The organism is Citrobacter sp. TBCS-14 (assembly GCF_005280805.1).
GTDB lineage: Bacteria > Pseudomonadota > Gammaproteobacteria > Enterobacterales > Enterobacteriaceae > Citrobacter > Citrobacter gillenii.
In genome coordinates, this window is record NZ_SZWM01001020.1 from 144468 (window position 1) to 165952 (window position 21485).

The following is a 21485-nucleotide window of genomic DNA, read 5'->3' on the forward strand; positions in this document are numbered from 1 at the left end:
CTTTAATATCAGTGTATTAAATTTTATTGAGTAATTATCTATAAATTTTAAAATTGTAATGTCCATCACATAACGGTATGGGCTAGCTATTTTATCCATAACTATGCCGTTTCCAGCCTGACGCCCCTGGCAAGGGATCCCTTATTTTCAGTTTTATGTCTTACTCTGTTTCTGGCAGGAAAAAATGGTCTCAATTAATCATGATGCTGCTTTAGCACCGCGCGCAATGCGCGACACGCGACGTATGAATCTGTTTGTCTCAGTTTCCGCTGCTGTCGCAGGATTATTATTTGGTCTGGATATTGGGGTGATCGCGGGTTCGCTGCCGTTTATCACTGAACACTTTGCGCTAAGCAGTCGTTTGCAGGAGTGGGTAGTCAGCAGCATGATGCTGGGTGCGGCAATTGGCGCACTGTTCAATGGCTGGCTCTCTTTCCGCCTCGGACGAAAATACAGTCTGATGGTCGGGGCAATCCTCTTTGTTCTCGGATCGTTGGGATCGGCATTCGCGACAAGCGTTGAGCTTCTGATCGCCGCCCGGGTAGTACTGGGGGTTGCCGTCGGGATTGCTTCCTATACCGCGCCGCTTTATCTCTCAGAAATGGCCAGTGAAAACGTGCGCGGAAAAATGATCAGCATGTACCAGCTGATGGTCACGCTGGGCATTGTGCTGGCCTTTTTATCCGATACGGCGTTCAGCTACACCGGCAACTGGCGGGCTATGCTCGGCGTGCTGGCCCTGCCTGCGGTGGTGCTGATTGTTCTGGTGGTGTTTTTACCGAACAGCCCGCGCTGGCTGGCACAAAAAGGGCGTCATATTGAAGCTGAAGAAGTGCTGCGTATGCTGCGAGATACCTCGGAAAAAGCCCGCGATGAACTGAATGACATCCGCGAAAGCCTGAAGCTAAAGCAGGGCGGATGGGCGCTGTTTAAGATCAACAGTAACGTGCGTCGTGCGGTTTTCCTCGGTATGTTGCTGCAGGCGATGCAGCAGTTCACCGGGATGAACATCATCATGTACTACGCGCCGCGGATTTTTAAGATGGCGGGCTTTACCACCACAGAACAGCAGATGATTGCCACCCTGGTGGTTGGCTTAACCTTTATGTTTGCTACGTTTATCGCCGTCTTTACCGTCGATAAAGCCGGGCGTAAACCGGCGCTGAAAATTGGTTTTACCGTGATGGCGCTGGGAACATTGGTGCTGGGCTACTGCCTGATGCAGTTTGATAACGGCACGGCATCCCGCGGGTTATCGTGGCTGTCCGTCGGCATGACCATGATGTGTATCGCCGGCTATGCGATGAGCGCCGCACCGGTGGTGTGGATCCTGTGCTCGGAAATTCAGCCGCTGAAATGCCGTGACTTTGGTATCACTTGTTCCACCACCACCAACTGGGTGTCGAATATGATCATCGGGGCAACGTTCCTGACGCTGCTCGACAGTATTGGCGCGGCCGGTACATTCTGGCTTTATACCGCGCTGAATGTCGTATTCATTGGTATTACGTTCTGGCTTATTCCTGAAACCAAAAACGTCACCCTGGAACATATCGAACGCAAACTGATGGCGGGAGAGAAGTTGCGGAACATCGGCGTGTAATGTTAATGCCCGGTGGCGGATTTCGCTTACCGGGCCGACAGGTTCGCATTGGCCGGGTAGGGCGAAGCCGCCACCCGGCTTTTTATTTAGCGCATCGCGCGTTTCAGGATACGTTCAGCCTGACGCTGGAAGTCTGCAGCAGCTTCTTCCACGGTTTTCTGACCGTAGTCGATGTACTGCAGTGACGTACCGAACTGCGCCACGATCTGCGGGTCATCAAAGTATGGCGACACGGTGAGTTTGGTTGGCAGCGACTGCGCCAGACGTAACCCAGCGACGGACGGATCGTTTTCTTTGATGGTGCCGTTTTGCGTCAGGATTTCAACGGCTGCTTTACTCAGCGGCACGCCGCGCTCCAGACCCAGCGTTTCGACACCTTCTTTGCTGTTCAGCAGGAAGTTAATCACTTTCGCGGCGGCTTCCGGATTTTTCGTGGATTTGCCAATAGACAGCATCTGCGCAGGTTTAAAGAACAGCCCTGCGTCCGTGGCACCTTCCATCATCGGGTAGCTACCCAGATCCAGCTTCGCCGGTGGCTTCAGGTTATCTGAATACTTGTTAATGGTGGAGTTCCACATGTAGGTTCCACCCCATTCGCCCTGGATCCACGGCTTCATTTCATACATGTTGCTCTTACCAAACGACGCATAGTATTTGGTGTCTGGCATTACGTGGCTATCAACCAGCTTTTTATAGGTCTGGAAGAACTCAACCCACTGCTCTTTGGAGTAGGAGAATTTCTTGGTCTTTTCATCTACGGCTGGAATGTTGTACTTCTGGATCATGTACGAGTTCAGCAGCGCCAGCGTGTCCTGATGCTCCAGTACCACCGGGTAGTACTGTTTGCCGAGCTTGCTTTCGAACGTTTTGCCCGCAGCCATCAACTCATCCCAGGTTTTCGGGTATTCAACGCCCGCTTTTTTCCAGGTTTCATCGTTAAAGTAGAACACGCGCGCGGTGACGGAAATGGGGATCCCGTTCAGCTTGCCGTTAACGGTAGTGGACTGCAGTTCTTTTGGATCGAACTGGCTTAAGTCGATCACGTCCTTCATTTTGTTCAAGTCGTAAAAACCGTCGCCATTTTTCGAGAAAATCGGCAGCCAGTTCCAGTTGGTTTGCATCACATCCGGCTCGGTACCGCCCGCAATCTGCGTGGTCAGGCGGGATAAGTGACCATCCCAGCCGGTATATTCGGCTTTGACGGTGATATCCGGGTTCAGCTTGTGAAACTCTTCTAACGCTTTCAGCGTGACCTGGTGGCGGCCATTGCCCCCCCACCAGGACATACGTAAATCAACATCCTTTGCCATAGAAGGCAGCGCGGTCAGGCCCAGAGTGGCGGAGATAGCGGCGCTTAAAAGCACTTTTTTCATTTTTATAACTCCATTAGAGAGAGATGTTCTTTTCAGTTTTTGCGTCAAAGAGATGACATTTATTTATATCGAACTTGAAATGCACCTTGCGGTTAAGACCTTTATCAATCATTGGCTTAGCTTTATCTGAAGGGATGCGAGCAGTCAGTTCGTAATCTGCCACTTTCAGGTAAACAAAGAATTCATGGCCCATGTTTTCCACGCGTACCATTTCGCCACTACAGTTGCCTTCGGCAAAAGGCTCTTCGGCGACGTCGACGAATTCCGGACGGATGCCGTAGAAGACATCCTGACCGACATAAGAAGAGACTTTCTCCTGCTTTTCGTCGTTCAACGGCATGGTTTCATTGCCGATGGCAATGTGCAGACGTCCCTCTTGTTCCACCAACTTGCAGGGGCGAATGTTCATCTCCGGTGCGCCGATAAAGCCAGCCACGAACATATTTTTCGGCTTGTGGTACAGGTTATCCGGGGTATCAACCTGCATGATGTGACCCAGTTTCATCACGCAGATGCGGTCACCCATGGTCATCGCTTCGGTCTGATCGTGGGTCACGTACACGGTGGTGGCCGGCTTGCCGGATTTCTTCAACTGCTTGTGCAGGTCGGAAATACGGATACGCATTGAGGCACGCAGTTTGGCATCAAGGTTGGACAGCGGTTCGTCGAACAGAAACACGTCCGGTTTCTTCACAATCGCACGGCCAACGGCCACACGCTGTGCCTGACCACCGGAGAGCTGGCGAGGCAGGCGCTCCAGCAGTTCTTCCAGTTCGAGGATCTTCGCTGCTTCGTTTACCTGGGCATCAATCTGTGCCTTCGGCATTTTGCTTAGCTTCAGGCCGAACGCCAGGTTCTCACGCACCGTCATGTGCGGGTACAGCGCATAGTTCTGGAATACCATCGCAATCCCGCGCTCCTTCGGTGCCAGATTGTTCACAATCTTCTCGCCGATACGCACTTCGCCGCCGCTGATGGTTTCCAGACCGGCCAGCATACGCAGGGTGGTGGACTTGGCGCAGCCGGATGGCCCGACAATCACCATGAATTCCCCTTCTGCAATTTTCAGGTCGATACCATGTACCGCTTTGAAGCCGTTGGAGTACACTTTTTCCAGTTTATTAAAAATCACTTCAGCCATGATATTTCCCTCTTAACCTTTAATTCCGCTGCTGGTAACGCCCTGTACGAAGTAGCGTTGTGCCAGGAAGAACACAATGATGGATGGCAGAATGGAGATACTCGCCATTGCCAGAATTTCGTTCCACGGCGCACCTTCGGTAACGTCGATGGACATTTTCAGCGCCAGTGCAATCGGGTATTTATCCACGCTGTAGACATAAATCAGCGGCCCGATAAAGTCGTTCATTGACCACATGAACTGGAACAGAGCGACAGAGATGATGGCCGGTTTCAGAATCGGCACCACCACGTACCACAGCACCTGGAAGGAGTTACAGCCGTCAATCTGCGCCGCTTCTTCCATGTCACGCGGTACGCCGCGCAGGAACTGAATCAGCATGAAGACAAAGAACCCTTGCGTGGCGAAGGCCAGCGGCAGGTACAGCGGCATATAGCTGTTCAGCATGCCCATTTCACGGAACATCAGGTACTGCGGGATCAGCAAGACGGTGCTTGGCAGCAGCATGGTGGTGATGAGCGTGGCGAACCAGAATTTCTTCCATGGGATCTCGAAGCGGGCAAAGCCGTATGCCACGATGGTGGAAGAGATAATGGTCAGGATGACTTTCGGAATCACATACTTAAAGGTGTTCAGCATGTAATGGCCGAAGGTGTATTCGGTACCGGTTTTCCAGCCGTTGACGAAGCCATCCCAGGTGGCGTTTGCAGGCCACAGGCTCAGGGTGGTGAAGATCTCGTGGTTCGGTTTGAACGAGGCCGAGAACATCCACACCAGCGGGTACAGCATCAGCAGCCCTACCAACAGCAGGATCACGTAGCGGATGGCCGCGTTAATTTTTTCCCGACGCAGGGTGCGGGCAACTTCACGCTCAGCGATGCTCTGAGCTTCAGAGATTTGTTGGATATCAGCCATTTTTGCCTCCCTTATCGGCGGAATAGAACACCCAGTATTTCGAAGACTTGAAGGCAATGGCCGCAAAGATCGCAACAACCAGGAACAATACCCAGGCCAGCGCCGCGCCGTAGCCCATGTCAAAGTACTTGAAGGCCGTGTCGTAGATGTACAGGGAGAACAGGTAGGTGGAGTAGGTTGGTCCGCCGCCGGTTATCACGTACGGGCCAGTAAACTCCTGGAATGCCTGTGTGGTCTGCATGATGAAGTTGAAGAAGATAACCGGCGTAATCAACGGCACGGTGACTTTCATAAACATCTGCCATTTGGATGCGCCATCGATCATTGCCGCTTCGTACTGAGACTGCGGGACGTTTTGCAACGCCGCGAGGAAGATAACCATCGCGGAGCCAAACTGCCAGACGCGCAGCAGGGTCACGGACATCAGTGCCAGCGAGGGTTCACCCAGCCAGTTAACCGGGTCAAAGCCTAATACACCGATAAAGCTGTTCAGCAGACCGTCGATGGCAAACAGCGCACGCCACAGCACGGCGATAGCCACGGAGCTACCGAGGATGGACGGAATATAGTAAGCCGTACGGAAGAAGCCGATACCGCGTAATTTAAAGTTAAGAACAAACGCAATCCCTAATGCAAATGCCAGTTTCAATGGGATTGTCAAAAATACGTAGGCGAACGTCACGCCCATGGATTTCCAGAAGAGAGCATCTTCTGTCAGCATGTAGCGATAGTTCTCGATGCCGTTAAACACCGGCGGACTCATCAAGTCATACTCAGTAAAACTGAGGAAGAAAGATGAAACGAATGGGAAGGCGGTAAAGATTATCAACCCTATGATATAGGGTGATATCCACGCCAATCCCAGCATTCTGTTTTCATTCATACATACCTACCTGGCGAGTAATGGTTTAATACGGATTCGGTTGTAACGAACCGGACATACTCTCTGGATGCCCGGTGTGTCGGCGTTCTGTGTCTGTTTGCGATACCAATACTCCCTGTTAATGATTGATATACAATGCTTTTAATGTTGTCATTAACCGGTTGTCATCCTAACGATCAACATGAATGAACCGCCGTTCTTGATTTGTAAAACGTCGTTTTAATTTATTTTATTGCGATTTGTTTCTACGTCATTCACATAATGATGGAAATGTGATCAAAGTCGAAACGGCGTTTCAAATAGGTGAGGTGCGCGTCATATTTTAAAAATTCCTGCCGGATTTCTATGGGTTATGACGACATGTATGGCAGCTTTTTGGGCGGGTTAAAGTAATGAAAGTTATATTATTAACATGCTAACAATGCTATTGCGGGCATAAAAAAGCCTTCCACTAAGGAAGGCTTGAAATAAAAGGGGACATTATTTTTTCAGGAAGTCTTCACGTACCGGTGTGAAGGTATCCAGTAATGTTCCCGGCTTTAAACACACGCAGCCGTGCATAATATTGGGCTGTTTATATAACGTGTCACCGGCGCGCACGACATGCTTTTCTTCGCCAATGGTAAATTCAAATTCACCTGACAGCACGTAGGTTAGCTGCTCGTGCGGGTGGCAGTGCATTGGGCCAACTGCGCCTTGTTCAAAGTTGACTTCAACGGCCATCATTTTGCCATCGTGAGCCAGAATGCGGCGGCTCACGCCATTGCCCAAATCTTCAAGGGTGGTTTCTTTATGAAAAATAAACATCCGGCAGTCCTGTAGTATGTTGAAACAATGTTTCATTAAATTTATATCAGAAAGAGTAAAAAAGAAACGCTTGCTCACAGATGTGGAAAGTTGATCACATCTTTGCTTCACTGGCATGACGGTAACGAACGCGGGGAAAATGATGAAAACGATCGGTCTGTTAGGTGGTATGAGCTGGGAATCGACCATTCCTTATTATCGCTTGATTAACGAAGGCGTAAAACAGCGATTGGGTGGCCTGCATTCGGCGCAGATCCTACTGCACAGCGTGGATTTTCATGAGATTGAAGCCTGCCAGTCGCGCGGGGACTGGCAGCAGGCGGGAGAAATTCTGGCGCGTGCGGCGGTCGGGTTACAGCAGGCGGGTGCTGAAGGCATCGTGCTGTGTACTAACACCATGCACAAGGTCGCCGAAGCGATTGAAACGGCGTGTGACGTACCGTTCCTGCATATTGCCGATGCGACGGGGCGTGCCATCAGTCAACTGAATATGAACAACGTGGCGCTGCTGGGTACGCGCTATACCATGGAGCAGGATTTTTACCGTGGACGCCTACAGGATGAATTTGGTATTAGCACCTTGATTCCCGAACAAGACGTACGCCTGAAAATTAACCGGATAATTTTTGAAGAGCTATGCCTTGGCGAGTTCAGCGATGCGTCGCGTGATTATTACCTGTGTGTGATAGGTGAACTGGCGAGCCAGGGAGCGCAAGGGGTGATTTTTGGTTGTACCGAGATTGGTCTGCTAGTGCCAGCAGAATTAAGCCCACTACCGGTGTTTGATACGGCGGCGATTCATGCGGCGGATGCGGTGGAGTTTATGCTTTCTTAATGCTGGGGTGCCGGATGGCGCTTGCACTTATCCGGCCTACATTATGGGGCAGGCCGGATAAGCGCGTTGTTAGATGCTGTTCAGGCTGGGGCTAAATTCCACGGTCAGTACGCCTTTATAGTATCCGGCGGCTTTGTCGGTGACGCGGAATTTATCCACAATCAGCCGCAGCGGTGCAGGGGAGCAAAGGACAGGATAGGTAATCGACGGTAGTCGTACCGGACGTACTTGATCCTGACCGTTTTCTCCGGCTTGTAGAGTGAAGGAATCGTTGTTTTTAACCGTTCTCCAGCCTTTGCTGTGAGGATCGAACATTTCCACGCGGTAATCGACTCGTTCGGCTTCATCTGTTCCGCCCGTGGCGGTGTTATAGATGGAGAAATAGCCGTCTTTCCGAGCCGCCGCCGTTTTGCCTTCATCTCTAAATGACAGCTCCATGCTGTCACTGTTGGAGTTGAAGCCGTCGTACAGACACATATCGAGCGTCGTGACATCTTCAACATAGCTATTGCTGGTGACCGATCCGGTCGGGTGCAGGTCGAGTTGTACCAGTGGGTTGGCACCGTTAAATTCCGGGAAGTAGATATCCTGTTTACCGGTGGCTTTGCCTTTCAAAACTATGTCAGCAGAGTAATTCACAACGGTACCAGCTTTGTTAAAACCAACTTTAAGCTGGCCTTCCCACACGCCGCCAATGGGTAAGCTATTCATCTCGTCCTGGGGTATCCAGACCGTCAATGTTCTGGAGTTTGCACTAATTGAACTACAAGTTGCTTGGTATCCGAAATTGAGTGGTCTGTGACCCCCACACGTAAATGACTGACTTGGGTCTGTTGTATCGTAAATCAGTCCTTGTAGATAAGCCTGCAATTTTAAAACATGGCTCATTCCGCTACGCTTTTCTTTGACTATTATGCTGATAGTCGATGAGTTGCTCTGGTGGGTACATGTTTGCTGAATATCTGCATATGCGCATGTATAGGTACCGAATGATAAGCTATACCCATAGGCACCAATGTAATCGTCTTTCCAAAGGTAATAATCTGCTGGTGCCCCTGAAGGGAGAACATAATCTTGTGTGGCTGTTACATTAGGGGTTGGCCCGGTATAGGTATCGGCGCTGGCAGAACCGCTAATGAGTGCGCCGCACAGGATTAATAACATCGTGATTTTCATCATTGCACACTCTCCCTTTGTGCGGTTTCTAGCGCTTGTCTGCGCTGTGATTGCTTAAGCTGTGCCTGTACCTGAATTGGCGAAGGCAACTGATCGTAGGTCACCACAGAGCATTGAATATCTCCGGCAAAGCGAATGCTGGCGCGTTTCTTCAGTACCTTCAGTGGGCATTTCAGGAATGACTGACCAGCCAATACGTACAGATCGCGTGAAGAGCTCTGCATTTCCAGCGTGAACCCACCGTCATCTGCCATCAGCAACATCGCACTGTTTACCCCAATGACTGGATATTTTTTCAGCGCTTCCGGCAGCAGCAGTCGGCCAATATAGTTGTAGTTAAAGGTAGCGGACACCTCGCGATAGCGCAGTTTACCTGGCAGCAACATCAGGCTCTGTTTACCTGAACCGGTAATCAGGTTGGTGGTACCGGTCTGGTTTTTACGTGCGCTGTCGTTGACGTCGACGTAACCCATTTCATAACCGGTGTAAGGGAACAGGACCGATTCATCGCCGGTCAGGCTGGCTTTACTGCCATTTGTGGTGGCATCCACGGACAAATCATCGGCATCGGTGTCGTCCATTTTTTTCACCGCGATTAGCACGGCTGCCGATGGGTCACCGTTACCCGCGCGGCCAACCTGCACCCCGTGGCGGCTGACGGCAAGCGTGGAGCTGTAGCTGCCGGTAAAGGCGGTACTGTGATCGCGGTCCTGCGTGTCGTAGCTGTCGGTGAGATAGGCGCTGAGGTTGCCATACAGACCATCAATACGACCGTTGACGCCGCTGTCGAGGGTATCAGTATTAATACCGCCAAGGCTCACACCCACTTCTTTATGGTTGACGTTATCGTCATACCAGGTGCGTGACAGATTCCAGGATGTCTGGTCGCTACTGTTTTTACTAGTGCGATAATCGGCACCGATGGTGGTGCTACGGCTGCGCGCGTTATTATCCTGGCGCGGCATCTCACTGAAGGTAAACATAAAGTAGGCACCGTTATCGTTGCCGGTGCTGTCGTTGTTGTTACGCGTAAATACGCCGAGGTTGGTGTTCAGGATCCAGCTAGTCAGGCTGAAAGAGCGTGAGGCGCTAAACTGGATAGTATCTGAGGTGGAATTAGCGCTTGCCTGGTTGAAATAGTTATCACTAAAGTCTTCGTCGTTGTCCCAGCGCGTGCGATAGTCCGCATGGTTGCGAGTGCGGTTCCAGTTTAAGGAAAGGCTCCAGCTTAATATGTTTTGTGATAGACCTGCGCTGATGCTTTCAAAACAGTTGAGATCGTAATCTTCAGAATCAGTATCGCCGGAACACTGACCGCCGCTAGTATCTTTTCGGTACAAGTTCAGTGAGGGCAAGTTCTCCACCCGCCAGTTGAGCTGCTGCATGTTACCGCGGCCACCCTGGTCGTTATAGAAAAAGCCGGTTTGCAGATCCATATCACCCAAAGCACCCAGTGCCGGGGTGATATGACCGTTAACTTCCGCAGAAAAGTTATTGTCTACCGAGGCCACGCCGAGCATCAGCTCGCTTTGTGCCGTTACCGGAAGCCGCACGCCAGCCTGGGCAGAGGTGGAACCGTCATCGCTATAGCTTGTTGATGAACTGGAGTCATCCGCCAGTTTACCCGCCTGGATAAACCACTGGGCATGGCCGTCCGTTATGCTCCCCGTTTTGGTAAAAGGAACCACTTCAGTACGGGCAAGCTGATTGCTTTCATAAATTTTCAGCTGAAGGGTGTAGCTCCCTGACGGGAACGAGCTGGTGTCGAGTGACTGATTGCCGCCGTTTAAGTAAAACGAACCGAGCAGTTGGTTATCGCGATAGGCATCAACGCGTGAGCTGCGCGAAAGCAATACGTTGACCGGTGTGCCCTGGCCCGCCTGTTCGCGGTTGAGATAGCTCAAGGTCGATCCTGCGCGAACCCCGTCAAAGGCGTCAAGCGGCAGGAAGGTGAAATTAAAGTTACCGCCATCAAGATTAAACAGGCTGCGGCTATCCATTCGCCCGCCCTGAACGTAAAAGCGGCTCATGAGATCATAGCGATAGTACAGTTCGCTGACGTCAACATCAGTCTCGGTTTCACCATCGCTCTCGTTGCCATTCAGGCTCCAGTAACCGCCAATGTAGCTGTTATCGGTGATGCCTAATGCGCCCGTACCTTGCAGATATGCCGATTTAAAATCGTCCTGGATGGCGACGTTAATATCCTGCTGATGGATGAACGCGTTAACGATATCATCATCCTGGCTCGCTTTCAGATAGAGAGCGGTTTGGGTGCTGTCGGGATACCACTCTTTATTTAAGAAGAGATTGACGGCGTTCTGCTCGTCATTATAAATCAGTGCGACGTCGTTAGTGGTGAGATAACCGCAACCAGCGCCGCTGTTTACCGTCGAACAGGCAAGTTCACCGTGACGTTCAAGAGGCTGGCTGAGTTTTGCTACAACGGTTTTGATACGATCTTGATCGTTACCCAGGGCCATTGCGGTGATAATCTTTTGGGGCTGTTCAAACTTAACGGTATCAAGGTTCACGGTGGCGTAAAACTTACCCAGATTGCGTCCTGCAAGATAGACGTCAATATATTCCTGCTGGCCCTGCACGATGGCTTCAAATCCTGGTGGAATTGAGTCTGTACGTGCATGAGCGACATTGAGTATGGAAAAGATTAATAGCCCAAGAATTGATTTTTTCATTACTCAATCATCTTCCTTGATATAGTAAAAAATGAACCGAAGACTTTTCTTCGGTTCATTGGGTTTATTGCAGTAAAAATTAGATAGTGCCGGCGTTCTGGTACAGATAGATGCTGACAATACCCTGATAGGTACCGGTAGTCAGAGGTTCCTGCGTGGTCTGTGCGATCTGCAGGGCTTTAGCTACAGAACCTGTTTTCAGTGCGGTATCAGCATTCGGGAACAGTTCTTTTGCTGCCAGAGTTACCGCAGTAGTAGACAGCGCTTCGCCGCCCCAGGAAACGGTCATCGGAACGGTGTCACCACCCAGGCTGTTAACCAGAACGGCATCGCTGGTCAACTGCATCATGACATCTTTAGTCACGTCATTTGCCCAGATTTTGGTCTGCAGCTGGTAAGGAACCAGACCGGTGCCTGGGATATACTGCATATCAACGTTTTTTGGCAGCGCAGAGTTATCAACCTGAGTCATATCCAGCGCGGCATCAACGGTTGCAGTAACGGTAATATCTTTCTGTACTGCCATTGCAGAACCCATTACAGAAACCATTGCCAAAGCGAGTAAGGATTTAGAGATAACTGATTTCATTTACTTATATTCCATGTAATAAACTACTGATTAATGAATTGGGAAGTCCTGCGAGTGCTTTGACTTGTCAATCCAGTTCCAATACTGAACAACGACCCGGTCGTAATTCAATATGTTTTTAGGTACATAGCTAGCGCGTGGGTAAATATTATTACCAACATCCTGCCATGCACAGTCTTTGTCTGATTGTGATTTTTTACACAATCCTATTTTTAATATTTTAAAACGCTGGTTACCGGTGTTTGTTATTTTTCCATCGGCAAGCAGGTTGATTTTTAGCTGCGGGTTTTCTGGTGGGACGCTGACGAGTACACCCCAGATAAGATTAATGGTTAATTGCGACTTGGTATTTTGAGTCCCTTCAAGCGGGTCATCAAGCTGCGGTACTGCCTCGAACTTCACACGGTAAGTTGTCTCTTCCTTTACCGGCTCCATTGCGACCAGTCGTACCATTTTAGTGGCGCCAGCGGGGAGGGCGAATTTGGGAGGCATAACGACAATCGCGGTAGGATCGCCATTTTTAATTTCAGTTTCTTTTTCTTGGGTTGTGCCGATACCGGTAATATTAAGAATTGACGTCTTAATATATTGCACATCGCTGGAGCGAGAAATAACACGCACGCTGCTTTCGCCTTGATCGTTCATATCAACTGACATGGGATAGACGGACATATTTGCGTGGCAGAGCGGGGCCAAACATGCTAGTGAAATAGCACACAGGTTTAACTTTAGTGTCATGTTATAATTCCCTGTTAGTCATTCTGTTATTCAGCATCCTGTTGAATAAGTAATGCGCTAGTTATGGTTTAATATTTAAAGTAAGAAAGTGTTATGGAATGAGGTAAAATTATACTTTTTACGATTCGCAATAAAGTGTGTTTTCCTAAAAAGTATATTAAGGAAAGATTAAATCATATTTTGCGTGAATGGATTTCAATGTTATATAATATCTTATTTATTGGTTTCATTATGTTATAAATAAAAAACACTTCTTTAGCTATTTGTGCTACATGGTTTTTTTGGGATTTTATGAATTTAGCCAGCATTTATAAGATTCAATGATATTAGGTGTTTGATGTATTAAATGACTGCTAAAAGTATCAACCAGTGCTGATGAAGGGCGATGTAAAGGATGTACCAGACTGACGGTAAACGGCACCGAAACGCTAAATCGGCGGATAACGATCCCACTGCTGGCATAGTCCATCGCCGTCAGCGGATTCACAACAGAGATCCCCACGCCAGCGCGTACCATCGCGCAAATAGAGGCGGCGCTATGGGTTTCAATCACCATCCGGCGTTTGACCTGGTGCTCGTTAAACAGGGTATCCAGCAGTTGGCGGTAGCTGTCGGTGCGGGACAGACTAATATAGTTTTCGCCCTGAAAATCTTGCGGTGTTAAGACCGTTTTTTCAGCCAGCGGATGCCCTTGCGGCAATACGCAAACTTCGTCAAGTGAGAGTAACTCCGTGCGCTCGGTCCCGGCGGGGGTATGGACTGTTTCCGTTATCCCTAAATCATGACGCTGTGCCGACAGCCACTCCTCCAGCAGCGGAGACTCCTGCGGCACAATCTGAATATTGACCTGTGGATAGCGTGCCAGAAACGGTTGCAGCAGCGAGGGCAAAAAGGATTGTGAAAAGACCGGCAGACAGACAATTGATAACTCCCCCTGGCGGAACTCGCGCAGGCTTTCAGCGGCGCTCACAATCCGGTCCAGGCCGTACCAGGAACGCTGTACTTCTTCGAATAACCGCAGTCCTTGCACCGTTGGATGTAGACGTCCACGGCTGCGCTCAAACAGCTTCAATCCCAGTACCTGCTCGAATCGCGCCAGCTCGCGGCTGACGGTCGGCTGCGAGGTATTCAGCATCCGTGCGGCTTCCGTCAGGTTGCCCGCCGTCATGATGGCGTGAAAGATTTCGATATGGCGCAGGTTAACGGCAGGCATGGGCATTCCTCGAATCAACTGGTCCATATCATTTTTGCATAGACTCACGATAAAACGATATTTTTTATTGTCTTCAGGCTGTGGCGTAATCATAAAAAACAGATACCGGAGTTTGCTATGCCACGCCCACTCAACAATACCGATACTGACCTGACCGCTGATAACCTGCTGCGCCTGCCCGCCGAATTTGGCTGTCCGGTGTGGGTTTATGATGCGCAAATCATCCGCGCGCAGATTGCTAAACTCGGCCAGTTTGACGTGGTGCGATTTGCCCAGAAGGCGTGCTCAAATATTCATATCCTGCGCCTGATGCGCGAGCAGGGCGTGAAGGTGGATTCCGTCTCATTAGGCGAGATTGAACGTGCGCTGGCGGCGGGTTTCGTGCCGGGTAACGATGAGATTGTCTTTACCGCAGATATGATTGATGGCGCGACGCTGGCGCGGGTGCACGAGCTGCAGATCCCGGTGAATGCCGGTTCGGTGGATATGCTTGAGCAACTGGGCCAGCTGTCGCCGGGTCACCGCGTGTGGCTGCGTGTTAACCCTGGTTTTGGTCATGGGCACAGCCAGAAAACCAATACCGGCGGTGAAAATAGCAAGCACGGGATTTGGTATAGCGATCTTCCGGCGGCACTGGAAGTGATCCAGCGCTATCAGTTGAAGCTGGTCGGCATTCATATGCATATTGGTTCTGGCGTGGATTACGGTCATCTGGAGCAAGTGTGCGGCGCAATGGTGCGTCAAGTGGTGGAGTTTGGTCAGGATCTTGACGCGATCTCGGCGGGTGGTGGCTTATCGATCCCGTATCGTGAAGGGGAAGAGTCGATCAATACCGATCACTACTTTGGTCTGTGGAACGCCGCGCGTGAGCAAATTGCTAAACATCTGGGGCATCCGGTGAAACTTGAGATCGAGCCTGGGCGTTTTCTGGTGGCCGAAGCGGGTGTGCTGGTGGCGCAAGTACGCAGCGTTAAAGAGATGGGTAGCCGCCACTTTGTATTGATCGACGCCGGCTTTAACGATCTTATGCGTCCGGCGATGTACGGCAGCTATCACCACATTTCGGCGCTGGCGGGTGATGGTCGTTCGTTAGAGCAGGCCGCGCAGATTGACACAGTGGTTGCCGGGCCGCTATGTGAATCCGGTGATGTATTTACCCAGCAGGAGGGCGGCAAAGTCGAAACGCGTCTGCTGCCAGCGGTTGTACCGGGCGATTATCTGGTGCTACACGATACCGGGGCGTACGGCGCGTCGATGTCGTCGAATTACAACAGCCGACCGCTGCTACCGGAAGTGCTGTTTGATAACGGCGTGGCGCGACTGATTCGTCGTCGCCAGACCATTGATGAGCTGTTAGCGCTGGAACTTATTTGAGAGATGGGATTCCCGGCGGCGCTGCGCTTGGCCGGGTGTAGGCCGGATAAGGCGGTAGCCGCCATCCGGCAATGTGCGCGGTGATGCCTGATGGCGCTACGCTTATCAGGCCTACAAATATGCACGAATGTATCCCGGCACTATTCGTAAAACGGCCCGGTTGTGACCGAATCCCGCAATACCAGCGTGCCGGTAAATGGCGGGATAGGTTCAACGTTCTCACCGTTCGCCAGGCGGACGGCCTGGTCGATGGCCGTGGTGATCATGCTATCAATCGGCAGATAGACGGTCGACAGCCCCGGCTCCAGCCATTTGGCGCTGGGGGCATCATCAAAACCAAACAGCGATACATCCTGCGGGATCTTCAGCCCGGCCTGATGTAATGCTTTTGAGGCACCTAATGCCATATCATCGTTACAGGCAAAGAGGGCGCTGAAAATCACCCCTTCCTCCAGCAATTCACGGCAGGCCTCGAAGCCTTTCATCATCGTAGAATCACCGTATTTAACTTTCGCGGGATCCCAGGGAATACCATACTTTTCCAGCGCCTTACGATATCCCATCAGGCGTGACTTACCGGTCGGGGTATGGTGCGGGACGGTGATGCAGGCAATATCGCTATGGCCTTGTGAAATCAGGTAACTTACCGCTTGATAGGCCGCATTTTCTTGTTCAAAGAAAATTGCCCGGTCGCGGGCCTGGCTGACATCGCGATTAATGACCAGCAGTGGCATATTAATGCTATGCATCAGCGACATAATCGCTTTTTCGCTCATATAGCGGGTGTAAAGAATAATGGCGTCGCACTGGCGGTCAGCCAGCATTTGTACCGCTTCCTGTTCGCGCTCCGGCGTATCGTGGCCGTCGGTCACGATCAGCTGTTTGCCGTGGGATTCGGTTTGGCGTGAAGCCTGTTGCAGCAGACGGCCAAAATAGAAGCCATCGAATGTGGAAACCACCAGGCCAATGCTGTTACTGGTGCGATTTGCCAGCGAACGCGCCAAAAAATTAGGGCGGTAGTCTAAGGCCTGCATGGCATTAAAGACTTTCTGGCGCGTGCTTTCTTTGACTTGACCCGTTCCGTTCAGCACACGCGAAACGGTCGCTTTTGATACGCCAGCATGACGAGAAACATCCAACATCGTTGTCATGACGCTATCCTGATTAATCCTTTGACGAAGAATTCCCTGATTCTGTCAGCGTCGAAACGGAATGTCGACGGACCAGCGTAGGGTTGAATACATGCGTTATTTCCGGTGCCGGAAGGTTGTCGGCCAACGCCAGCGCCAGTTCGGCGGCCTGGGTTGCCATCGTTACTATTGGGTAGCGTACCGTCGTCAGCCGTGGACGCACGTAGCGGGAAACCAGCACATCATCAAAACCGATCAGTGATATTTCGCCCGGTACATCGATGCCATTATCATTTAATACACCCATAGCACCTGCCGCCATTGAGTCGTTATAGCAGGCGACAGCGGTGAAGTTCTTGCCACGTCCCAGCAGTTCCGTCATCGCCTGTTCGCCGCCGCTTTCGTCCGGTTCACCGAAGGTCACCAGCCGATCGTTGATCGGGATGTTGCTTTCTGCCAGCGCATCGTAATAGCCCTGCAGACGATCTTCTGCATCAGAAATACTGTGGTTAGAGCACAGGTAGCCGATGCGTGTATGGCCCTGCTGGATGAGGTGGCGGGTTGCCAGCCATGCGCCGTAACGGTCATCAAGCGCAACGCAGCGCTGTTCGAAGCCAGGCAGGATGCGATTGATAAGCACCATGCCGGGGATTTGTTTCATTAATGACGCCAGCTCCGCGTCCGGGATAATTTTTGCGTGAACCACCAGAGCCGCGCAGCGGTGGCGAATAAGTTGCTCAATCGCCTGACGTTCTTTCTGCTCGTTATGGTAGCCGTTACCAATCAGTAAAAAATTACCCGTGTTATAGGCCACCTGCTCGACAGCTTTAACCATTGCCCCGAAGAATGGATCGGACACATCACCCACCACCAGACCGACGGTCTCGGTGGATTGCTGTGCCAGCGCACGCGCATTGGCATTAGGGTGGTAGTTGAGTGATTCCATTGCACTCATCACAGCCAGGCGGGAGGCTTCGCTGGCTTTAGGGGAATGATTGATCACGCGAGAAACGGTGGCGACTGATACACCAGCGAGTTGGGCTACGTCCTTTATAGTCGCCATGATAGTACCTGTTGTGGGTAAACGCTTACATTCCGTCAGTGTTACGGAAAATGGCTGGTTGTTCAAGCAGATTGCCCATCAGGACTGCGCAAATGTGAGCGCACACGAGTGAAGTAAGACAGAAAGAGAGAATGAAAATCTTTGCTTACACTTTGCGATGACCTGTTGCGATTGTTCGCTGGCGAGGAGAAAGACAGGATTGCTAGAGTTGGGATCCCAGAGGTATTGATAGGTGAAATCAGCTTTCGGGTTGATCACAAGATTTACACCAACCTGCGCAGATGCGCAGGTTTTTTTTTGCCTTTACGCGCATCTGTAACAGTAAGCGATAATTTACACAACTGGTTGCACTTGGGTTCATTCCTTTGCGTTTTCGGACTGGCGTATCGGCCCGGTGGCGACCACAATCAAGATCCCAGAGGTATTGATTGGTGAGATTATTCGGTACGCATTTCGTACCTGTCTCTTGCACCAACCTGCGCGGATGCGCAGGTTTTTTTTCGCCTCTTTTTTCGGACTCCATTTACCTGTCGCGCCTCCCCCACAACTCGTATAATCTGCCACCATTCATCTTTAGATAATTGATGGTACAGGGAGTTGAAATGCTATTAGGGTTTTTTCGCAATGTGTTTCGCGTGCTTTTCCGCGTTCGCCTTACGGGCGATGTCAGTGCACTACGGGGAGAGCGCGTCTTAATCACTCCCAATCATGTCTCTTTTATCGACGGTATGCTGCTGGCGCTGTTTTTGCCGATTCGCCCGGTCTTTGCGGTTTATACCTCGATCAGCCAGCAATGGTACATGCGCTGGCTCACCCCGCTGATTGATTTCGTGCCGCTAGACCCCACTAAACCGATGTCAATTAAGCATCTGGTTCGCCTGGTTGAGCAGGGACGTCCGGTGGTTATTTTCCCGGAAGGCCGTATTTCGACCACCGGCTCATTGATGAAAATCTATGACGGTGCCGGATTTGTCGCGGCGAAATCGGGCGCGACGGTGGTGCCAGTGCGCATTGAGGGCGCTGAGCTGAGCTACTTTAGCCGCCTGAAAGGTTTAGTTAAACGACGTTTCTTCCCACGGATTCAGCTACATATCCTGCCGCCTACGCAGTTACCGATGCCAGAAGCGCCGCGCGCCCGCGATCGCCGCAAGATGGCCGGTGAAATGCTGCACCAGATTATGATGGAAGCGCGCATGGCCGTACGACCGCGTGAAACGTTGTATGAGTCTCTGCTGGCGGCGAAGTACCGCTTTGGCGCAGGAAAAAACTGCATTGAAGACGTTAACTTTACCCCGGACAGCTATCGCAAACTGCTGACCAAAACGCTGTTTGTTGCCCGTATTCTGGAAAAATACAGCGTAGAAGGTGAGAAGATTGGTCTGATGCTCCCCAATGCGGGGATTAGCGCGGCTGTGATTTTTGGCGCTATTGCCCGTCGACGTATTCCGGCCATGATGAACTACACGGCGGGCGTAAAAGGGCTGACCAGCGCTATTACCGCCTCCGAAATCAAAACGATTTTTACCTCCCGCCAGTTTCTCGACAAAGGCAAACTCTGGCATCTGCCGGAACAGCTTACCCAGGTGCGCTGGGTGTACCTGGAAGATTTAAAAGCCGATGTTACCTTTAACGATAAAGTGTGGATTTTCTCTCATCTGCTGATGCCGCACCTGGCTCAGGTGAAGCAGCAGCCTGAAGAAGCTGCGGTGATCCTCTTTACCTCCGGCTCTGAGGGCCATCCGAAAGGTGTGGTGCACAGCCACAAAAGCATTCTGGCGAACGTCGAGCAAATTAAAACCATTGCCGACTTCACCGCCGACGATCGCTTTATGTCGGCGCTGCCGTTGTTCCACTCTTTTGGCCTGACGGTGGGGCTGTTTACGCCGCTCCTGACCGGTGCCGAAGTCTTTCTCTATCCCAGCCCGCTGCATTATCGCATTGTGCCGGAGCTGGTGTATGACCGAAACTGCACCGTGTTGTTTGGCACCTCGACGTTCCTCGGCAACTACGCGCGCTTTGCCCATCCTTATGATTTCCACCGCCTGCGCTACGTGGTAGCGGGAGCTGAAAAGCTGCAGGACACCACAAAGCAACTGTGGCAGGAGAAGTTTGGGTTGCGTGTGCTTGAAGGTTATGGCGTGACGGAATGTGCGCCGGTGGTGTCGATTAACGTGCCGATGGCGGCAAAATCAGGCACGGTAGGGCGTATTCTGCCCGGTATGGATGCCCGACTGCTGGCGGTTCCAGGCATTGAAGACGGCGGACGTTTGCAGTTGAAAGGTCCGAACATTATGAGCGGCTATTTGCGCGTTGAAAACCCGGGTGTACTGGAAGTGCCGACGGCAGAAAATGCACAGGGCGAGGTTGAGCGCGGCTGGTATGACACCGGTGACATTGTGCGTTTTGACGAGAACGGCTTTGTGCAGATTCAGGGGCGCGCCAAGCGCTTTGCGAAAATTGCTGGTGAGATGGTATCGCTGGAAATGGTGGAGCAGCTGGCGCTGGCGGTCTCTGCTGACAAAATGCACGCCACGGCTATCAAGAGTGATGCCAGCAAAGGTGAGGCGCTGGTGTTGTTCACCACAGACAGCGAGCTGACGCGTGAAAAACTGCTGCAGCATGCGCGGGCCCACGGCATCCCTGAGCTCGCCGTGCCGCGTGATATTCGCCACCTGAAGCAACTCCCTCTCCTCGGCAGCGGTAAGCCGGACTTTGTAACGCTGAAAAGCTGGGTTGATGAACCGGAACAACAACATGCGTGAGTCAGTACACACTAACACTTCAATCTGGTCCAAAGGGATGATGTCCGTTATCGCCGCGCAGTTTCTGTCGGCGTTTGGCGATAACGCGCTGCTGTTTGCCACCCTGGCGTTGCTGAAAGAGCAATTCTATCCGGACTGGAGCCAGCCGATCCTGCAAATGGTGTTTGTGGGTGCTTACATTCTTTTTGCCCCTTTTGTCGGGCAGGTGGCGGACAGCTTTGCCAAAGGCAGAGTGATGATGTTCGCCAACGGTCTCAAACTGCTGGGGGCGGCAAGTATTTGCTTCGGTGTTAACCCTTTTCTGGGGTACACGCTAGTGGGCGTTGGCGCGGCGGCGTATTCACCGGCCAAGTATGGCATTCTCGGGGAACTGACCACCGGCGATAAACTAGTGAAAGCTAACGGTCTGATGGAAGCCTCAACCATCGCTGCTATTCTGCTGGGCTCGGTGGCTGGCGGTGTGCTTGCCGACTGGCATGTGATAGCCGCGCTCTCGGTTTGCGCGCTGGCCTATGCGGGTGCGGTGGTGGCTAACCTGTCAATCCCGAAGCTTGCTGCCGCGCGTCCTGGTCAGTCGTGGCATCTGGGGAAAATGACGCGCAGCTTCTTCTGCGCGGCGTCTTCGTTGTGGCGCAACGGTGAAACGCGTTTCTCGTTGGTGGGAACCAGTCTGTTTTGGGGCGCGGGGGTGACGCTGCGTTTTCTGCTGGTACTGTGGGTGCCGGTAGCGTTGGGTATTACCGATAACGCCACACCGACCTATCTCAACGCGATGGTGGCAATTGGGATTGTTGTTGGCGCGGGTGCTGCGGCGAAGCTGGTCACGCTGGAGACAGTGTCTCGCTGCATGCCAGCGGGGATCCTGATTGGCGTCGGCGTACTGTTCTTATCTCTGCAGCATGCGCTGTTGCCGTCCTATGGGCTGCTGATGCTTATTGGTGTGCTGGGCGGTTTCTTTGTTGTGCCGCTGAATGCGCTCCTACAAGAGCGAGGCAAAAAAAGCGTCGGCGCGGGTAATGCCATCGCGGTGCAAAATCTGGGTGAAAACAGCGCCATGCTGCTGATGCTCGGTATTTACTCGCTGGCGGTGCTGGTGGGCATTCCGGCAGTTGCTATCGGAATTGGCTTTGGCGGGCTGTTCGCGCTGGCGATTACGGCGCTGTGGATCTGGCAACGTCGCCATTAGC

The 21485-nt window shown here is 51.7% G+C and carries 17 protein-coding genes; 5 read left to right on the forward strand and 12 right to left on the reverse strand.

The window, feature by feature from the left end:
- Window positions 1-184: 184 nt before the first annotated feature.
- Entirely contained in the window at window positions 185-1603 is a 1419-nt protein-coding gene (locus FDX22_RS23375; RefSeq protein ID WP_115257557.1) for a sugar porter family MFS transporter, read from the forward strand.
- An 86-nt stretch (window positions 1604-1689) separates the two neighbouring features.
- On the opposite strand, the gene FDX22_RS23380 is transcribed toward FDX22_RS23375, so the two are convergent.
- From FDX22_RS23380 to FDX22_RS23400, 5 genes are all read right to left on the reverse strand, one after another.
- Window positions 1690-2976: an ABC transporter substrate-binding protein gene (locus FDX22_RS23380; RefSeq protein WP_096755833.1), complete on the reverse strand. Its 1287-nt coding sequence runs from the start codon at window positions 2974-2976 to the stop codon at window positions 1690-1692.
- Window positions 2977-2989: 13 nt separating this feature from the next.
- The gene (locus FDX22_RS23385) at window positions 2990-4117 is read right to left on the reverse strand and encodes an ABC transporter ATP-binding protein (protein WP_096755834.1); all 1128 of its coding nucleotides are present in this window, start codon (window positions 4115-4117) and stop codon (window positions 2990-2992) included.
- Window positions 4118-4129: 12 nt separating this feature from the next.
- Window positions 4130-5032 carry a carbohydrate ABC transporter permease gene (locus FDX22_RS23390; RefSeq protein WP_096755835.1) on the reverse strand — a complete coding sequence of 301 codons (903 nt, stop codon included), beginning with the start codon at window positions 5030-5032 and terminating at the stop codon, window positions 4130-4132.
- The gene (locus FDX22_RS23395) at window positions 5025-5915 is read right to left on the reverse strand and encodes a carbohydrate ABC transporter permease (RefSeq protein ID WP_137363196.1); all 891 of its coding nucleotides are present in this window, start codon (window positions 5913-5915) and stop codon (window positions 5025-5027) included. Before FDX22_RS23395 ends, FDX22_RS23390 begins: the two co-directional genes overlap by 8 nt.
- A 480-nt stretch (window positions 5916-6395) precedes the next feature.
- On the reverse strand, window positions 6396-6722 hold the full coding sequence (locus tag FDX22_RS23400) for a cupin domain-containing protein (RefSeq protein ID WP_096755837.1): 327 nt from the start codon (window positions 6720-6722) through the stop codon (window positions 6396-6398).
- A gap of 142 nt (window positions 6723-6864) precedes the next feature.
- On the opposite strand from FDX22_RS23400, the gene FDX22_RS23405 reads away from it, so the two are divergent.
- A complete protein-coding gene (locus tag FDX22_RS23405; protein ID WP_146717879.1) occupies window positions 6865-7557 on the forward strand; it encodes an aspartate/glutamate racemase in 693 nt (230 codons plus the stop codon).
- A gap of 69 nt (window positions 7558-7626) precedes the next feature.
- On the opposite strand, the gene FDX22_RS23410 is transcribed toward FDX22_RS23405, so the two are convergent.
- From FDX22_RS23410 to FDX22_RS23430, 5 genes are all read right to left on the reverse strand, one after another.
- A complete protein-coding gene (locus tag FDX22_RS23410) occupies window positions 7627-8736 on the reverse strand; it encodes a CfaE/CblD family pilus tip adhesin (protein ID WP_370317769.1) in 1110 nt (369 codons plus the stop codon).
- The gene (locus tag FDX22_RS23415; RefSeq protein WP_146717858.1) at window positions 8733-11429 is read right to left on the reverse strand and encodes a TcfC E-set like domain-containing protein; all 2697 of its coding nucleotides are present in this window, start codon (window positions 11427-11429) and stop codon (window positions 8733-8735) included. The genes FDX22_RS23410 and FDX22_RS23415 overlap by 4 nt, the downstream gene beginning before the upstream one ends.
- A gap of 79 nt (window positions 11430-11508) precedes the next feature.
- Window positions 11509-12018, reverse strand: coding sequence for a CS1 type fimbrial major subunit (locus FDX22_RS23420; RefSeq protein WP_115257560.1), 510 nt, complete (start codon window positions 12016-12018; stop codon window positions 11509-11511).
- Window positions 12019-12048: 30 nt separating this feature from the next.
- A complete protein-coding gene (locus FDX22_RS23425) occupies window positions 12049-12756 on the reverse strand; it encodes a fimbria/pilus periplasmic chaperone (protein ID WP_115257561.1) in 708 nt (235 codons plus the stop codon).
- 289 nt (window positions 12757-13045) lie between these two features.
- Entirely contained in the window at window positions 13046-13969 is a 924-nt protein-coding gene (locus FDX22_RS23430) for a LysR family transcriptional regulator (RefSeq protein ID WP_146717859.1), read from the reverse strand.
- Window positions 13970-14086: 117 nt separating this feature from the next.
- Between FDX22_RS23430 and lysA the strand changes: the two genes are divergently transcribed.
- Window positions 14087-15343, forward strand: a complete 1257-nt coding sequence (gene lysA, locus FDX22_RS23435; protein ID WP_146717860.1) for a diaminopimelate decarboxylase — start codon at window positions 14087-14089, stop codon at window positions 15341-15343.
- A gap of 140 nt (window positions 15344-15483) precedes the next feature.
- On the opposite strand, the gene FDX22_RS23440 is transcribed toward lysA, so the two are convergent.
- Both FDX22_RS23440 and galR read right to left on the reverse strand, forming a co-directional pair.
- Window positions 15484-16494: a LacI family DNA-binding transcriptional regulator gene (locus FDX22_RS23440; protein ID WP_146717861.1), complete on the reverse strand. Its 1011-nt coding sequence runs from the start codon at window positions 16492-16494 to the stop codon at window positions 15484-15486.
- 13 nt (window positions 16495-16507) lie between these two features.
- Window positions 16508-17536 (reverse strand): HTH-type transcriptional regulator GalR, encoded by a 1029-nt coding sequence (gene galR / locus FDX22_RS23445; RefSeq protein ID WP_117343818.1) that lies wholly within the window; start codon window positions 17534-17536, stop codon window positions 16508-16510.
- A 602-nt stretch (window positions 17537-18138) separates the two neighbouring features.
- Here galR and aas point away from each other — a divergent pair.
- Together aas and lplT are read left to right on the forward strand one after the other, a co-directional pair.
- Window positions 18139-20298, forward strand: a complete 2160-nt coding sequence (gene aas, locus FDX22_RS23455; RefSeq protein WP_115257566.1) for a bifunctional acyl-ACP--phospholipid O-acyltransferase/long-chain-fatty-acid--ACP ligase — start codon at window positions 18139-18141, stop codon at window positions 20296-20298.
- Complete coding sequence (gene lplT, locus FDX22_RS23460; protein ID WP_096755844.1) at window positions 20291-21484, forward strand: lysophospholipid transporter LplT; 1194 nt, start codon at window positions 20291-20293, stop codon at window positions 21482-21484. The genes aas and lplT overlap by 8 nt, the downstream gene beginning before the upstream one ends.
- Window position 21485: the final 1 nt, after the last annotated feature.

Coding starts and splice junctions, on each gene's coding strand:
- galR (WP_117343818.1), bottom strand. CDS start 17,536: ATGGCGACTATAAAGGACGTAGCCCAACTCGCTGGTGTATCAGTCGCC.
- FDX22_RS23375 (WP_115257557.1), top strand. CDS start 185: ATGGTCTCAATTAATCATGATGCTGCTTTAGCACCGCGCGCAATGCGC.
- FDX22_RS23440 (WP_146717861.1), bottom strand. CDS start 16,494: ATGACAACGATGTTGGATGTTTCTCGTCATGCTGGCGTATCAAAAGCG.
- FDX22_RS23405 (WP_146717879.1), top strand. CDS start 6,865: ATGAAAACGATCGGTCTGTTAGGTGGTATGAGCTGGGAATCGACCATT.
- FDX22_RS23420 (WP_115257560.1), bottom strand. CDS start 12,018: ATGAAATCAGTTATCTCTAAATCCTTACTCGCTTTGGCAATGGTTTCT.
- FDX22_RS23395 (WP_137363196.1), bottom strand. CDS start 5,915: ATGAATGAAAACAGAATGCTGGGATTGGCGTGGATATCACCCTATATC.
- lysA (WP_146717860.1), top strand. CDS start 14,087: ATGCCACGCCCACTCAACAATACCGATACTGACCTGACCGCTGATAAC.
- FDX22_RS23380 (WP_096755833.1), bottom strand. CDS start 2,976: ATGAAAAAAGTGCTTTTAAGCGCCGCTATCTCCGCCACTCTGGGCCTG.
- aas (WP_115257566.1), top strand. CDS start 18,139: ATGCTATTAGGGTTTTTTCGCAATGTGTTTCGCGTGCTTTTCCGCGTT.
- lplT (WP_096755844.1), top strand. CDS start 20,291: ATGCGTGAGTCAGTACACACTAACACTTCAATCTGGTCCAAAGGGATG.
- FDX22_RS23385 (WP_096755834.1), bottom strand. CDS start 4,117: ATGGCTGAAGTGATTTTTAATAAACTGGAAAAAGTGTACTCCAACGGC.
- FDX22_RS23430 (WP_146717859.1), bottom strand. CDS start 13,969: ATGCCTGCCGTTAACCTGCGCCATATCGAAATCTTTCACGCCATCATG.
- FDX22_RS23415 (WP_146717858.1), bottom strand. CDS start 11,429: ATGAAAAAATCAATTCTTGGGCTATTAATCTTTTCCATACTCAATGTC.
- FDX22_RS23390 (WP_096755835.1), bottom strand. CDS start 5,032: ATGGCTGATATCCAACAAATCTCTGAAGCTCAGAGCATCGCTGAGCGT.
- FDX22_RS23410 (WP_370317769.1), bottom strand. CDS start 8,736: ATGATGAAAATCACGATGTTATTAATCCTGTGCGGCGCACTCATTAGC.
- FDX22_RS23425 (WP_115257561.1), bottom strand. CDS start 12,756: ATGACACTAAAGTTAAACCTGTGTGCTATTTCACTAGCATGTTTGGCC.
- FDX22_RS23400 (WP_096755837.1), bottom strand. CDS start 6,722: ATGTTTATTTTTCATAAAGAAACCACCCTTGAAGATTTGGGCAATGGC.